The following is a 15,485-nucleotide window of genomic DNA, read 5'->3' as shown; positions in this document are numbered from 1 at the left end:
GGCGTGCCACGCGGCGGAGCCGCATGTTGGGCACAGCGAAGCCGATGCTGCCAGGGTCCTCGGTCAGGCCCCGGACCCGGGTCCGTCTTCAGACCCTCGCGCCCGAAGACGCATCCTGCCCCCACCAGCGGCGGGAAAGCCAATCCGGCGTCCTCGGGGGTCACCGAAATGCGTCGCCGTCCCGGACTGGGGCGGGGTCGGGGCCGTGCTTCCCGGCCACCCTAGAGGGCAGCCAGGGGCCCCGCATTCCGCGACGCGCCGGGCCTCAGGGGGCCGTGGCGCCTGTCACAGCGGCGCCGGCGGCCTTCGCGGCGTTACGCACCGCTCCGGCGACGGCGCCCGCGACCTTGTCGTTGAAGACGCTCGGAATGATGTAGTTCGGGTTGAGCTCGTCCTCACTCACCACGTCCGCCAGGGCGGCCGCGGCGGCCAGCATCATCTCCGTGTTGACCGTACGCGACTGGGCGTCGAGGAGGCCACGGAAGACGCCCGGGAACACGAGGACGTTGTTGATCTGGTTCGGGAAGTCCGAGCGGCCCGTGGCCACAACTGCCGCCGTCTGGCGGGCGATTGCGGGGTCGACCTCGGGGTCGGGGTTCGCGAGCGCGAACACGATCGCGCCCTCGGCCATGGCCGCCACGTCGTCGCCGTCGAGCACGTTCGGAGCGGAGACTCCGATGAACACGTCGGCGCCGCGCACGGCCTCCTTGAGCGTGCCCGTGAGGCCCTCGGGGTTGGTGTTGTCGGCGATCCAGCGCAGCGGCGAATCGGCCTTCGCGTCGACGAGGTCCGCGCGGTCCGCGTGCACGACACCGTGGATGTCGGCGACGACCGAGTTCTTGACGCCGGCCGCGATCAGGAGCTTGAGAATCGCCGTGCCGGCCGCGCCCGCGCCGGACATGACGACGCGGATGTCGCCGATGGCCTTACCCGCGACACGCAGGGCGTTCGTCAGGGCGGCGAGGACGACGATGGCCGTGCCGTGCTGGTCGTCGTGGAAGACCGGGATGTCGAGGGCCTCACGCAGGCGGGCCTCGATCTCGAAGCAGCGCGGGGCGGAGATGTCCTCGAGGTTGATGCCGGCGAAACCGGGGGCGATGGCCTTGACGATCTCGACGATCGCGTCGGTGTCCTGGGTGTCCAGGCAGATCGGCCAGGCATCGATGTCGGCGAAGCGCTTGAAGAGGGCCGCCTTGCCCTCCATGACCGGCATGGCGGCCATCGGGCCGATGTTGCCGAGGCCGAGCACGGCGGAGCCGTCCGTCACGACCGCAACGGTGTTCCGCTTGATCGTCAGACGCCGGGCGTCCTCGGGGTTCTCGGCGATCGCCATGCACACGCGGGCCACACCCGGCGTGTAGATCATGGACAGGTCGTCACGGTTGCGGATGGGATGCTTCGACTGCATCTCGATCTTGCCGCCGAGGTGCATCAGGAACGTACGGTCGGAGACCTTGCCGAGGACGACGCCCTCGATGCCGTTCAGGCCCTCGACGATCTCGTCGGCGTGCGAGGTGGAGCTCGCGGCGATCGTGACGTCGATCCGGAGTTTCTCGTGGCCGGACGCCGTCACGTCGAGACCGGTCACCGAGCCTCCGTGGGACTCCACGGCCGTCGTGAGTTGGGATACCGCTGTTCCGCTGGCGGGCACCTCAAGGCGGACCGTCATCGAGTAGGAGACGCTGGGCGCCGTTGCCATGGCCGACTTCCTCTGCTTTCACCGTGTGGCTGCTGCTGTTTTTCCGTCCGATCGTCGCACCTACCGCCGAGTACGTGGTAGCCGCCCCGGATTGCGAACGTTTTGTTCACCGCCAGGACAGCACCCCGGTCGCGCACTTTCGGAAAGTTGTTTCCACCATACGAGAAGTGATGGGAAACAGAAAGAGGTCCACGTCAGGTGACGTGGACCTCTTCCTACGTTGATGACACCGGCCCGCCATGCTCGCCTCGCGGCAAGTGGTCGCTCGTAGCGACGAAGGTTGGGCCCGGGGGCTTGGATCGAGCCGGTGCCACGTCCAAGGTAACAAAGGATCCCCGTAAGGCAATTCCCATCCCTCGAACTCATTCACGCAGCAGGTCCGGCACCCCGTCCGCGTCGGGTTCGTCGCGGCTGCCCGAGACGACCGTGAGCTGCTGCGTGGCGCGGGTCAGCGCCACGTACAGGACGCGCAGACCCGCCGGGGACTCGTCGGCGATCTCCGCGGGCGACACGACGACCGTCGCGTCGTACTCCAGGCCCTTGGCCTCCAGGCTGCCGAGCGCGACCACGCGGTCGCCGAGCCCGGCCAGCCAACGCGCCGCCTCGTCCCGCCGGTTCATCGCCACGACCACCCCGACCGTGCCGTCGACCTGGTCGAGCAGGCGCGCCGCTTCCTCGCGGACGGTGTGCCCGAGGCCGTCCCGTACGACCGCGAACCGCGGGCGCACGCCCGTCGAGCGGACCGCCGAGGGGGACTCGGAGCCCGGCATGGCGAGCGCGAGGACCTTGGCGGCGAGCTCGGCGATCTCGGCCGGGTTGCGGTAGTTCACGGTGAGCGTGAAGCGGCGGCGCGGGCGGGAGCCGAGGGCCTCGTCGCGGGCCTCGGCCGCCTCGTCGGGGTCCGACCAGGACGACTGGGCGGGGTCGCCGACCACCGTCCAGGTCGCGTGCCGGCCGCGGCGGCCGACCATCCGCCACTGCATGGGCGTGAGGTCCTGCGCCTCGTCGACGATGACGTGCGCGTACTCCGTGCGCTCCTGGGCCAGGCGCTCGGCGCGCTCGCGCTGGGTCTCGTGGCGCTCCGGCATCAGCTCCTCGAGGCCGGTGAGCTGGTCAAGGGGGTCGTACTCACGCTTCTTCTTCGGGCGCAACGGTGTGCCGAGTACCGCGTCCAGCTCGTCCAGGAGCGCCACGTCGTGCACCGACAGGGCGTCGCGGCGCAGCGAGCGGGCGACCTTGCGGACCTCGCCGGGGTTGAGGATCCGGCGCGCCCAGCGGCCGAGGCGGCGCTCGTCGCCCATCGCGGCGAGGACCCCGCGCGGGGTCAGCTCGGGCCACCACGCGTCGAGGAAACGGATGAAGTCGTCCTCGGAGGTGATGTCGTCGTCGAACGACGAGCGCAGCTCCGCGGCGAGTTCCGGGTCGCTGTGGCGGGTGCCCGCGCCGGACTGCGACCACAGGGCGTCCAGGAGGAGCTTGCGGGCGCGCGGGCGGAGCATATTGACGGGGGCGGTGCCGCTCAGCGCGTTCTGGCGGATCCTCGCCAGGTCGGCGGCGTCCAGCTCCAGGCGGCGGCCGAAGGCGACGACGCGCAGGCGGGTGGGCTGCTCGGCGGGGGCCGCCGCGTCGTCGTCGGGCTCCTCGCCGAAGGCCAGCTGGCCCGTGCCCTGCGACGGTTCCTTCGCGGCCGTGCCCGCTTCGAGCGCGCCGCGCGCGGCCTTGCGCAGGACGCGCAGCATCCGCGAGGAGCCCTTGACGCGGGCCACCGCCGGGGAGTCGTAGACCGCGGCCTCCGGGCCGTCGACCAGCGAGCCGACCGCGCGGATCGCGACCTGGCCCTCCTCGCCGAGCGAGGGCAGGACGCCCTCGGTGTAGGCGACGAGGAGCGGGGTCGGGGAGACGATCAGGATGCCGCCCGCGTACCGGCGCCGGTCCTGGTAGAGGAGATACGCGGCGCGGTGCAGGGCGACGGCCGTCTTGCCGGTGCCGGGGCCGCCCTCCACGTACGTCACCGAGGCGGCGGGCGCCCGGATCACCAGGTCCTGCTCGGCCTGGATGGACGCCACGATGTCGCGCATGGTGTGGCTGCGGGCCTGGCCGAGGGCGGCCATCAGGGCGCCGTCGCCGATGACGGGCAGCTGCTCGCCGTCGAGGGACGCGGTCAGCTCGGGGCGCATCAGGTCGTCCTCGACACCGAGCACCTTGCGGCCCTTGGAGCGGATGACCCGGCGGCGTACGACCCGTCCCGGATCGACCGGGGTCGAGCGGTAGAAGGGCGCGGCGGCCGGCGCGCGCCAGTCGATGACCAGGGGCGAGTAGTCGGCGTCCAGGACGCCGATCCGGCCGATGTGGAGCGTCTCGGCGATGTCGGCGGTCCGCTTCCCGTCCGCGTCCTCGCGCACGGACCCCTCCGCGGGCTCCACGGCCGTGTACGCGCCGTCGGGGCCCTTCTTGCCGTCCTTGCCGAGCAGCAGGTCGATCCGGCCGAAGAGGAAGTCCTCGAACTCGTTGTTGAGACGGTTGAGGTGGATCCCCGCGCGGAACACCTGGGCGTCGCGTTCGGCGAGGGCGCCGGGTGTGCCGACCTGCCCCCGCTTGGCCGCGTCGTTCATCAGGAACTCGGCCTCGTGGATCTTTTCCTCGAGCCGGCGGTACACCTGGTCGAGGTGTTCCTGTTCGACGCCGATCTCGCGATCCCGTACGGAATCGCGGTCCTGGTCGAGCGCGGTTTGCTGATGAGCCTGAGCGGCCACCGGGCCCCCTTCTGACGTGCTGGGCAGCCGTCAAAGGTACGCGAAGGGAGGCCCGGGAGGCTACGCATCCGGCTGCCGGGGCTACGCGTCGACCTCCACGAGGCGTTTGCCGTCGAGGGTCTCGACCTCGAAGTGGTCGATGTCGTTGCGCTCGAACGCGGCGCCCCCGTGCACGTACAGGGGTTCCTTCGAGACCTCGTGCTTGCTGTTGGGAATGCCGTAACCCCACTGCGGGACGGACCAGGTGGTGACCGTCTCGCGCTGGCCGTTCTTCCCGACCGCGATCAGGGAGCACTTCAGCGGGCCCTTGACGTTCTTCAGCTCCAGGACGGTGTGGGTGCCCCAGGCCTTCTTCTCCATGCCGATGGTGGCGGTGACCTTCGTGATCGCGTCGGTCGCCTTGACCTTCTCGTCCATGTGGTTGAAGAAGGCGTCCTCGGCGGGGCTGGTGGGGTGGGCCCCCTCGGCGACGTTGTCCGTCCCGCCGTCGTTCACGGCGAGCACGGTCAGCGGGCCGCCGATGATCAGCGCGGCGGCGGCCGCCACCAGGTACATCCCGCGGCGGCGCTTGCGGGCCCGCTTCTGCGCCACCTCGTCGAAGAGCCGGCCGGCGAGCTGGTCGCTCGGGCGGGCTCCGAGCTGCGCGCCGAGGCGTTCTCTGGCGGGGGTGCCCTGCGGTTCGGGGATGTCCGCGAGGGCGGCGAGCATCGGCTCCATGCCGGAGAACTCCTCCAGCTGGCGCGCGCACAGCTCGCAGCCCGCCAGATGTGCTTCGAAGGCGCTCGCCTCGGCGTCGTCGAGGACACCGAGCACGTAGGCGCCGACCGTCTCGTGAACGTCACCGGACCCATGCGGTCCGTAGTCGTCGTACGAGGCACTCATGCCGTCACCCCCCGCTCCTCCAGCGCCAGCTTCATGGAACGCAGCGCGTAGAACACCCGTGAGCGCACCGTTCCGCTGGGAATACCGAGTGTCTCGGCCGCCTCGTTGACCGTACGCCCCTTGAAGTACGTCTCCACCAGAACCTCGCGGTGGGCGGGCGTCAGGTCCTCGAGCGCGTCCGAAAGAGTCATCAGCCACAGCGCCTTGTCGATCTCGTCCTCCGCGGGGATGACCTCCAGCGGCGACGGATCGACCTCCTGCGGCCGGGCCTGCCGGCTGCGGTGGCCGTCGATGACGATGCGCCGGGCGACCGTCACCAGCCAGGGGCGTACCGAACCGGTCGCTCGGTTGAGCTGACCGGCGTTCTTCCAGGCACGGATGAGCGTTTCCTGTACGACATCTTCGGCGCGCTGCCGGTCTCCCGCCACCAGCCTGAGCACATAGGCCAGAAGTGGACCCGCGTGCTCGCGGTAGAGCGCGCGCATCAGCTCCTCGTCGGGCTCAGGAGGCTGCGGCGCGCGATGTCGTGCCCTCGGCGGGCGTTCATCGGCCACGGCGGAATCCTTGCGCACGCCTACCTCCGCTGTCCCCTGGTTGAGCGTTCCGGCTGTGTCGCCGCTCGGCTGGACGCACCCCAGTACGTAAGAGGTCCGCGATGTGTTCAATCGATCTGCCGGGACATGCCAAAAAGGGTTTCGGGGAGGCCTTCGGGTGATCTTCAGGCTCGGGCGAGTGCCGCCCTGCGCCGGTGTCGCGCCACCCGCTCCCGGTTGCCGCACACCTCGCTGGAGCACCAGCGGCGGCGCCGCCCCCGGGACGTGTCGAGATAGATGATCGGGCAGCTGTCGCCCTCGCAGCGGCGCAGGCAGGAGCGGGCGACCGGATCCGTGAGGAGCTCCACGGCGTCACGGGCGACGGCGGCGAGCAGCTCGCCGCAGCCGGGGTCGGCGTGCAGGGCCCTGGCGAGGGTGCCGTCGGTGCCGCGGGTCGCGCGGGGTGCGGGCGGCGCCGCGCGGGCGAGGGCGTTGACCCGCTCCAGGGCGGCGGACGCGGGCCTGCCGTCGAGTTCGCCGCGCACCAACTGGCCGATATGGCCGCGCAGTTCGATCATCGCGGCGAGCCAGACGGCGTCGGCGTCCCGCAGCGGCGTGTCCGCGGGCACGAGCCCCGAGCCGACCAGCCAGGCCCGCAACCGCGCCACCGAGTCGAGCCGTTCGTCGGGGTGCGCCGTGGCCAGGAGATCCAGCGAACTGCGCCCGGAGTCGAAGCGCAGCTCGTACGAGGACGAGGACGATGGCGATGCCATCCCCCTACAGTGCCCGCACGCACGCACCGCCGGAACCCCTGGTACCGGGCCCCTCACGAAGGGTTCACCGACGGCGCCGGCCCGGGACGCCGGCGCGCAATGTATGGAGCATGGGCTACCTTTGTATGTGACCCACATTTCCCATGGAGGTGCCCGGTGGCCGCGACGCAGATCGACATAGACGACGAGGCTCTCGCCGAGGCCATGCGACTGTCCGGCGCGCGCACCAAGAAGGAGACGGTGAACCTCGCGCTGCGCGAGTACGTGGAGCGCCAGCGCCGTGCCGAGGCGCGCCTCCGGCACTTCAAGGCGTCCCAGGACTGGGACGACGAGAGCTTCTGGCGCCTGCACGCCGCCGAGAAGGGCACCGCCTGACGTGCTGCGGTACCTGATCGACTCGACGGCGGTGTGGCGGCTCCAGCGTGACCGGTCGCTCAACGACGCCTGGAGCCGTGAGATCGAGGAGGGCACCATCGCCTCCTGCCATCCTCAGCGCACCGAGTTCCGCCGCTCCGCGCGCGACCTCGACGAGTACGACGCGATGACCGACATGTTCGGCAGCCTCTACCCGGACGCGCCGGTCCCCAAGAACGCCTGGCAGTGGGTCGAAACGGCGCAGTACCGACTCGCCCAGCGCGGCCGCCACCGGAGTCTGTCGACGGTCGACTGGCTCATCTGCGCCACCGCGGCCCACCACGGCCTCGTCGTGCTCCACGACGACAAGGACTTCGCCGCCGCCGCGGGCCTGCTGGCGGACCTCGACGAGCACAGCGTTCACCGCACGCCGAACTGACTCAGTCCGTCCCGTACTTGGAGTCCGCCGCCGGGTCCAGGGCCAGGCGGTAGCCGCGCTTGACCACCGTCTGGATCAGCTTGGGGGTGCCGAGGGCCGTACGGAGTCTGGCCATCGCCGTCTCCACCGCGTGTTCGTCGCTGCCCGCGCCGGGCAGCGCGCGCAGGAGTTCGGCGCGGGGGACCACCCAGCCGGGGCGGCGCGAGAGGGAGCGCAGGAGCGACATCCCGGCGGGCGGTACGGGGTGCAGGTCGCCGTCGACCAGGACGGCCTGGCCGCGGATCTCCACGCGGTGGCCCGCGACCGGCAACGTACGGGCCCTGCCCGGGAGTTCGGTGCACAGGAGCTGGACGAGCGGCCCGAGGCGGAAACGTTCGGGCTGCACCGTGTCCACACCGTGGGCCTGGAGCGGCAGCGCGGTGACGGGGCCGACGCAGGCGGGCAGGACGTCGTGGCGCAGGGCCGCGAGCAACTCCGGGAGCCGGCCCCGCAGTTCGGCCCGGGAGAGCAGGGACGCAGCGGCGGGCGCGCTGGTGAACGTGAGCGCGTCCACGCCCCGCGTGAGGGTCGCGTCGAGCAGCCGGTCGAGAGGCCCGATGTCCTCCGGCGGCATCCACCGGTACACCGGCACCCCCACGACGTCGGCGCCCGCCTCGCGCAGCGCCTCGACGAAGCCGGGCAGCGGCTCGCCGTGCAGCTGGACGGCGACCCGGCGGCCGTCGACGCCCTCGTCGAGGAGCCGTTCGAGGACCTCGGCCATCGACTCGGACGACGGGGACCACTCCTCGGTGAGCCCGGCGGCCCTGACGGCGCCCTTGACCTTGGGCCCGCGGGCGAGCAGTTCCACGCCGCGCAGCCGGGCGACGAGCGCCTCGCCCAGGCCCCAGCCGTCGGCGGCCTCGACCCAGCCGCGGAACCCGATCGCGGTGGTCGCGACGACGACGTCGGGCGCGTGGTCGACGATCTCCTTGGTCGCCGCGAGGAGCTCGCTGTCGTCGGCGAGCGGGACGATGCGCAGCGCGGGCGCGTGCAGGACGGCGGCGCCGCGCCGCTGGAGCAGCGCGCCGAGCTCGTCGGCCCGGCGCGCGGCGGTCACGCCCACCGTGAAGCCCGCGAGGGGGCCGTGCTGCCCCGCCGAGGGGCCCTGCTGTGCGTCGTACATGTGGCTCTCGTCCCGCTCGGGTGGATCTGCCGGGGTCGACCGAGCCTGTCAACGTCCCGTGACGGGCTCGGTTCCCCATGATGTCAGCGGTGTTACGTCACACCTCCGCGTAGCTGAGCCGGGGCTCCGGCTCAGCGGCCTGCACGGGAGCCTCCGCGCTGGCCGGGCGGCGAAGGTATACGGCCCAGGTGAGGGCGAAGCACACCGCGTAGAAGAGGAGGAACCCGATGAAGGCGGCCGTGCCGGTGCCCGCGGTCTGGAAGGACTGGCGGAAGGCGAGGTTGATGCCGAGCCCGCCAAGCGCGCCCACCGCCCCGATCAGCCCCATCGAGGCCCCGGACAGACGCCGCCCGTACGCCGCGGCCTCCTCGCCCGCGAGCCCCCTGGCCGCTGCCTTGGCCTGGAAGATGCCGGGGATCATCTTGTACGTCGAACCGTTGCCGAGCCCGGTGAGCACGAACAGGGCGATGAACGCCGTGGTGAACAGCGGCAGCGACTTCTGCGTCGACGCGAGGACGACCACGCCGGTGGCGGCGGCCATGGCGACGAAGTTCCACAGCGTGATGCGGGCGCCGCCGAACCGGTCGGCGAGCCGGCCGCCCACAGGCCGGATCAGGGAGCCGAGCAGCGGCCCGATGAACGTGATCGACGCGGCCTGGAGCGGCGTCCTGCCGAACTGCGTCTGCAGGACGAGCCCGAACGCGAAGCTGTAGCCGATGAACGACCCGAACGTCCCGATGTAGAGGAACGACATGATCCAAGTGTGTGGATCGCGCACGGCCTCCTTGGCCGCGCCGGTGTCGTTCTTCACGGTCGCGAGGTTGTCCATGAACAGCGCGGCGCAGATCGCCGACACGGCGATGAGCGGGAGGTAGATCCCCAGCAGCACGCGCGGGCCGCCGCTCGCGCCGATCACGGCGAGCCCGGCGAGCTGCACGACGGGGACGCCGATGTTGCCGCCACCCGCGTTCAGGCCGAGCGCCCAGCCCTTCTTCCGCAGCGGGAAGAAGGAGTTGATGTTGGTCATCGACGAGGCGAAGTTGCCGCCGCCGACGCCGGTGAGCAGCGCGCACACCATGAACGTCGTGTACGAGGTCCCCGGCTCCATCACGACGAACGCGGCGGCCGTCGGGATGAGGAGCAGGCTCGCCGCGATGATCGTCCAGTTCCGGCCGCCGAAGCGGGCGACGGCGAAGGTGTAGGGCACGCGTGCGACCGCCCCGACCATCGTGGCCATCGAGACCAGGAAGAACTTGCCGGCCGGGTCGATGCCGTACTCGGGCCCCATGAACAGCACCATCACGGACCACAGGGTCCAGATCGAGAACCCGATGTGCTCGGACAGGATGGAGAACGCGAGATTGCGCCGCGCGACTTTCTCGCCGCCCTCGCGCGACCAGAACATCTCGTCCTCCGGATCCCACCTCTGGATCCAACTCCGGGCTGCCATCACACGCCTCCAGGGTCACGGTTCTCGGCTGATGACCTCGAACGTAGGGAGGCGGGATTACCGCGCTGTGCCGCACCGTGACCGCCGGGGAACGTTGCTCTCACCGGGCGCGGGGCCCGGCGGTGAGCTTCGCTCCACGGCGTGGGTCAGGTAGTGGGCATGGATCAGGTCGTGGGGCGTGGGTCAGGTCGTGGTGCCCGCCCACTTGAGGCTGGCCGAGCCGCCCTTGTCCCACTTCAGCGTGACCACGTCGTCGGCCTGCGTCAGGTTCGCGCCGAAGACCTCGTCGCCGGTGTCCTTGCCCATGCACTTGACGGCGATCCGGAACGCCCCGCCGCTGCGGTTCTCCCCGATGCCGGTGCAGATGCCCTTACCGCCCGCGTCGATGTAGGACACGCTGTACTTGCCCTTGGCCGTGCCGGTCGCGACCTTGTCGCCGACCGTGAGGGTCCTGGCCTGCTCGTCCTGCCACTGGCCCTGATAGCCGGTGGACCCGGCGGGCCGCTCCTCCGCCGTCCCCGAGGGATCGCTCGGCTCCTCGACGGGGTCCTCGGTGGCGGGGTCCTCGGTCGTGGGCTCGTCGGAGGGCCCGTCCGACGCGGTGGGCTCCGCGGACACGGAGTCCTTCGCCTTCGGCTTGTCGTCGTCGCCTCCGCGGTTCGTGGCGAGGAAGATCCCGCCGACGATCAGGACGAGCGCGACGACCGCGGACCCGACGATGACGGCGGTCCGGCGCGTGTTGCCGCCCGGCGGTGGCGGGGGCGGCGGATAGGCACCCCCGCCGTAGGGCAGCTGCCCTCCGTACGGGGGCTGCCCGTACGGAGGTTGGCCGTACGGGGGTTGGCCCTGCGGGGGTTGGCCCTGCGGGGGCTGGCCCTGCGGGGGCTGGCCCTGCGGGGGCTGGCCCTGCGGGGGCTGGCCGTAGGGAGGCTGAGCGCCGTATCCGGGCTGGTCGCCGTAGCCGGGCTGGTCCCCGTAAGCGGGTTGGTCCCCGTAGCCGGGCCGGCCCTGAGGGGCCGGTGCCGGTGGCGGGGTCTGCGGTATCTGCGGCGGAGCCGGTGGCGGGGTCGGCGCGCCGGCGTAGGGGTTGTCCTGCCCGCCGCCGGACGGCGCCTGAGGCTGGCCGGGAGGCGGCCCGTACGCCGGGTGGTGCCCGGATCCGTCCTGCGGCGGCTGGCCGGGAGGCTGTGTCATGTCGGTCCGGGTTCCCCTCGTGGTCATACGGTCACTGGTCGCTCACGCCCCAACCTCCCCCACCCCCACCGGCCGCACAACCCCGTCTAGCGACTATGTGCCCGCTTCTTGACGCCGTTCGGCCAGAGCCGCGGGCGCCGCTTGGCGGCCAGGTCCTCGATCCAGCCCGTGCCGAGGACCGCGAGCGCTATCAGCGGCCAGGTCAGCACGAACATCCAGAGCATGTACGTGGAGTCGAGGGCGCCACTCCATCTCGCGTCCTCCATGAACGGCAGGTTGTACGCGAGGTCGATGATCGGCACCGTGGCCATGATCAGCATGTTGTGCCAGAGATAGATCGTGACCGCGCGGTTGTTGGACAGCGTGATGAGCTTGTCCCACTTGGCGAGCCGGCCCGGCAGCTCCTGCCAGGACGGCGAGTACTGGAGCAGGATGACGACGAACCCGAAGGACCAGGTCGCCTGCGCCAGCGGGATGTCGTTCAGGTCCCAGCCGTCCGGCCCGAGATGGCCCGAGGCCCACCACAGTCCGAACGCCATCACGATCGCCGAGCAGGACACCGCGAGATAGCGCGGCACCTTCGCGAGGACGCCCTCGTGATGGGCGAAGCCGAGGACCCAGCAGCCGCCGTAGACCGCGAAGTCGGTGACCGCGTTCCCCGTCTCGCCGGGGATGGTGACGATGCCCGTACCGACGACGGCCGTCAGCGCGAGCGGCGCGAGCAGCGTCGCCCACGGCACCTTGCGGAACGCCCGGAGCAGCAGCGGCGAGGCGATGACGAACCACAGGTAGGCCCGCAGGTACCAGAGCGGGCCCGCGGCCTGCGACGGCCAGGTGTCCTCCAGGAGGCCCGCCTTGTCGCCGAGGTGCCAGGGGAACGACGGCGCCCCGACGGGCACGAAGTAGTTGAACAGGCTGATCCAGCCCCAGGTCCCGCCGCTGTCGGGGTCCTTGCCGGGGTTCCAGCCGCCCAGGAAGAGCAGGGCGAGGACGACGACGCTGAACGCCCACATGGGCGGCAGGAGCCGGCGGATACGGCCCCTGATCACACCGATCGCGGGCCGGCTCAGGGAGCGCGCCATCAGCGATCCGGCGAGCGCGAACATCACGCCCATGGACGGGAAGAGGACCGTCAGCCAGGCCCACCCGAAGAGGTGGTAGACGACGACGCGGACGAGCGCGATGGAGCGCAGCAGGTCCAGATAGCGGTCGCGGCCCGGCTTCTTGGGCGCGGCGGCCTGCGCGGGCGGGGCGGGCGGAACGGGCGCGGGCGCCGGCGCCGGCTCCGGTGTGAACGGCACCTGCGGGAACGGCACTTGCGGCAGGCGCCGCGTCTGCTGGAACCCGCTCTGGCCGCCGGTGGCGGGAGTGGGATACGTCATGCGACGGGCCTCCGATCGTTGCCGCGCGACGCCCGCTGGCGCGGAATCGCCCCCGGCGCCTCCACCGCTCCGGTGCGCCGCAGCTTCTGCCAGCGCAGCCGGCCGCCGGTGAGCGCGGTGATCCAGGACTGGAGCAGCACGACGTACATCAGCTGCCGGTACAGGACCTGCTGGAGCGGGAGTGAGATGAGGTGGGTCATGCGTTCGCGGTCGAGCCGGAAGGCGTACGCCGCGCAGACTGCCTGGATGACGAGGACGCCGAGCCAGGCGACGATCGTCTTCTCCGTGGGGCCGAACACGAGGCCGTAGAGCAGGAAGACGTCGATGAGGGGCGCCAGGAGCGGCGCGAGGACCATGAAGAGGGCGACGAGCGGCAGCCCGATGCGGCCGAAGCGTCCGGAGGCGCCCGACTCGATCACGGAGCGGCGGTGCTTCCAGATCGCCTGCATCGTGCCGTACGACCACCGATAGCGCTGGGACCAGAGCTGCTGGACCGACTCCGGGGCCTCGGTCCAGGCGCGGGCCTTCTCGGCGTAGACCACGCGCCAGCCGTCCCGGTGCAGCGCCATCGTGACGTCGGTGTCCTCGGCGAGCGTGTCGTCGCTCATGCCGCCGATGCGCTCCAGGGCGCTGCGGCGGAAGGCGCCCACGGCCCCGGGGATCGTGGGCATGCAGCGCAGCATGTCGTACATGCGGCGGTCGAGGTTGAAGCCCATCACGTACTCGATGTGCTGCCAGGCCCCGATCAGGGAGTCCTTGTTGCCGACCTTCGCGTTGCCCGCGACCGCGCCGACGCGGTGGTCACCGAAGGGCTGGACGAGCTCGCGGACGGTGGACGGCTCGAAGACCGTGTCGCCGTCCATCATCACGATCAGGTCGAACCGGGCGTTGGCCAGGCCCCTGTTGAGCGCGGCCGGCTTGCCCGCGTTGTACTGGCGGACCACCCGGACGTTCGGCAGGCGCAGATTCTCGACGATGCGGGCCGTGCCGTCGGTCGAGCCGTCGTCGATGACGATGATCTCGATGGGGTGCTCGCTCGACATGAGTGAACGCACCGTGTTCTCGATGCACTTGGCCTCGTTGAACGCCGGGACCAGGACCGACACCGGTTCGGTGACGGCCGGCCCCCAGGAGAATCCGCGGCGCCGCACGCGCCGGGCGTGCGCCCCGGACAGGAGGAGCATCAGGCCGAAGCGGGTGAAGACGAGGACGCCGATGATCGCGAGTCCTACGGCAAGGACGTCCGTCACGTTGTCCGAGGCGTCGACGGCGTAGATCCACGCCTTGCCCTTGGCCAGTTCGAGACCGTGCACGGGCGTGTGGGCGCTGGGTGCCCCGAGCGCCTCGGTGAGGTTGACGAAGTCGTATCCCTGGCCCTGGAGCTGGGGCAGGAAGCGGTCGAGGGCGGCGACGGTCTGCGAGCGGTCGCCACCGGAGTCGTGCATCAGGACGATCGCGCCTTTGCCGCCCTTGGGCGTGGCGCGGCGGATGATCTCGTCGACGCCGGGGCGCTTCCAGTCCTCACTGTCGGTGTTGTTGACGACGGTGATGTACCCGCGGCTGCCGATGTACTTGGTGACCGGCCACGACTTGTTGTCCATGGCGTCGGCGAACGAGGAGTACGGCGGCCGGAACAGCGAGGTGCGGATGCCGGCCGCACCGGCCAGGGCCGTCTGGTTCTGGGTGAGTTCCCAGTCGATGCGGCTCTTGGACTGGTACGAGAGGTCGGGGTGGTTGAAGGTGTGCAGGCCGACCTCGTGACCCTCGTCGACCATGCGTTTGACCAGGTCCGGGTAGCGGGAGGCCATGGTGCCGGTGACGAAGAAGACGCCGTGCGCGTGGTGTTCCTTCAGGACGTCGAGGACCTTGGGGGTCCACTGCGGGTCGGGGCCGTCGTCGAAGGTGAGGACGAGCCGGTGCTCGGGCACGCTCATGCCGGTCTCGCGCCCGTCACGCGTGTCGATGACGGGTCCGCCCTCGAGGATCTTCTCGGGGACGTGATCGGTGGCGGCGGGCGGCTGGATGCGGTGGTCGGCGAGGATCTCGCTGTGCACGTACCCGCGGAGCATGAGCATCGCGAGCAGGGCGACAAGGAGCAGCGACGGAAGCAGATAGCGCATGGGCAGGCGGCGGCGACGCGGCGCCCTGCGGCTGCTGCGTGGGCGGGAGGACATTTACAGGATGCCGCTTTCCGGGGACGAGGCCGATGACGGTCCGGCCGGACTCTGGCTCGGGTCGACGGACGCGACCGGCGACTCGACGGGCGGCGCCGCGACGATCTCGGTGCCGCCCTGGGCCGGGGACTCCGTCGGCTCGACGGGCGGTCCGCTGTCCGACGGGGACGGCTCGCCGGGGCCCGGTGAGCTGGGCTCCTCCGAGGGTCCGGGGCCCGGGTCGGGCGAGTGACCTGGGTCGGGCTTGCCGGGGCCGCCGGACGGCTTCGGGTCGGGCGACTTGCCGGGCTTGTCGTCCGGCTTGGCGCTCTCGCTGCCCTCGGGCCCGGTCGACGAGCCGGCACCCGGCTCGCTGGACGCCGCTCCCGTGCCGGAAGCGCTGGGACCGGCCGTGGCTCCCGTCGACGAGGACGGCTCGGCCGCCGGGTCGGCCGGCAGCGGCGGCGTGTCCACCTTGCCCGCGGGCTTGTCGCGGTCCTGGCCCGTGATGGGCAGCCAGGGAGCGTTCGAGTTTCCGGAGAGCAGCGTCGCCACGATGACCACGGCGTAGACCGCGCAGATCATCCCGACGATCGCGCCGAAGCGGCGGTACCTGCGGTTACGCCGACCCGAGTCGTCCACGAAGACCGGGACTTCCTTGTCGGCCGCGCCGGCGCCCTCGCGCCGCGCAGCGATGAGCTCGTCCAACTG

General features: G+C 71.3%; 13 protein-coding genes. 2 read left to right on the top strand and 11 right to left on the bottom strand.

All coding sequences use genetic code 11. From position 1 onward, the window contains the following. Window positions 1–265: 265 nt before the first annotated feature. The 5 genes from OG698_RS28215 to OG698_RS28195 form a co-directional block, all read right to left on the bottom strand. Window positions 266–1,699, bottom strand: coding sequence for an NAD-dependent malic enzyme (locus tag OG698_RS28215; protein WP_406106259.1), 1,434 nt, complete (start codon window positions 1,697–1,699; stop codon window positions 266–268). 362 nt (window positions 1,700–2,061) lie between these two features. Further along, window positions 2,062–4,452: a HelD family protein gene (locus OG698_RS28210; protein ID WP_406106257.1), complete on the bottom strand. Its 2,391-nt coding sequence runs from the start codon at window positions 4,450–4,452 to the stop codon at window positions 2,062–2,064. 81 nt (window positions 4,453–4,533) lie between these two features. After that, on the bottom strand, window positions 4,534–5,334 hold the full coding sequence (locus OG698_RS28205; RefSeq protein WP_406106255.1) for an anti-sigma factor family protein: 801 nt from the start codon (window positions 5,332–5,334) through the stop codon (window positions 4,534–4,536). Next, entirely contained in the window at window positions 5,331–5,906 is a 576-nt protein-coding gene (locus OG698_RS28200; protein ID WP_100593923.1) for a sigma-70 family RNA polymerase sigma factor, read from the bottom strand. Before OG698_RS28200 ends, OG698_RS28205 begins: the two co-directional genes overlap by 4 nt. A 146-nt stretch (window positions 5,907–6,052) precedes the next feature. Then, window positions 6,053–6,640, bottom strand: coding sequence for a CGNR zinc finger domain-containing protein (locus tag OG698_RS28195; RefSeq protein WP_406106253.1), 588 nt, complete (start codon window positions 6,638–6,640; stop codon window positions 6,053–6,055). A gap of 156 nt (window positions 6,641–6,796) precedes the next feature. On the opposite strand from OG698_RS28195, the gene OG698_RS28190 reads away from it, so the two are divergent. After that, entirely contained in the window at window positions 6,797–7,015 is a 219-nt protein-coding gene (locus OG698_RS28190; RefSeq protein WP_326775508.1) for a type II toxin-antitoxin system VapB family antitoxin, read from the top strand. Between the two features lies 1 nt (window position 7,016). Beyond that, window positions 7,017–7,433: a PIN domain-containing protein gene (locus OG698_RS28185; RefSeq protein ID WP_383095149.1), complete on the top strand. Its 417-nt coding sequence runs from the start codon at window positions 7,017–7,019 to the stop codon at window positions 7,431–7,433. Between the two features lies 1 nt (window position 7,434). On the opposite strand, the gene OG698_RS28180 is transcribed toward OG698_RS28185, so the two are convergent. The 6 genes from OG698_RS28180 to OG698_RS28155 form a co-directional block, all read right to left on the bottom strand. Next, window positions 7,435–8,595 (bottom strand): uroporphyrinogen-III synthase, encoded by a 1,161-nt coding sequence (locus OG698_RS28180; RefSeq protein ID WP_406106250.1) that lies wholly within the window; start codon window positions 8,593–8,595, stop codon window positions 7,435–7,437. 97 nt (window positions 8,596–8,692) lie between these two features. Beyond that, the gene (locus OG698_RS28175; RefSeq protein WP_406106248.1) at window positions 8,693–10,045 is read right to left on the bottom strand and encodes a nitrate/nitrite transporter; all 1,353 of its coding nucleotides are present in this window, start codon (window positions 10,043–10,045) and stop codon (window positions 8,693–8,695) included. Between the two features lie 183 nt (window positions 10,046–10,228). Then, window positions 10,229–11,239 carry a hypothetical protein gene (locus OG698_RS28170; protein WP_406106246.1) on the bottom strand — a complete coding sequence of 337 codons (1,011 nt, stop codon included), beginning with the start codon at window positions 11,237–11,239 and terminating at the stop codon, window positions 10,229–10,231. 86 nt (window positions 11,240–11,325) lie between these two features. After that, complete coding sequence (locus OG698_RS28165) at window positions 11,326–12,621, bottom strand: acyltransferase (protein ID WP_406106244.1); 1,296 nt, start codon at window positions 12,619–12,621, stop codon at window positions 11,326–11,328. Further along, complete coding sequence (locus OG698_RS28160; protein ID WP_406106242.1) at window positions 12,618–14,795, bottom strand: glycosyltransferase; 2,178 nt, start codon at window positions 14,793–14,795, stop codon at window positions 12,618–12,620. The genes OG698_RS28165 and OG698_RS28160 overlap by 4 nt, the downstream gene beginning before the upstream one ends. Continuing rightward, window positions 14,796–15,482, bottom strand: coding sequence for a hypothetical protein (locus OG698_RS28155; protein ID WP_406106240.1), 687 nt, complete (start codon window positions 15,480–15,482; stop codon window positions 14,796–14,798). It abuts the gene before it with no gap. Window positions 15,483–15,485 lie beyond the last annotated feature (3 nt).

Origin of the sequence: Streptomyces sp. NBC_01003, assembly GCF_045162695.1 — a bacterium.
Lineage (GTDB): Bacteria > Actinomycetota > Actinomycetes > Streptomycetales > Streptomycetaceae > Streptomyces.
This window is presented reverse-complemented; position numbering and strand designations above follow the sequence as displayed.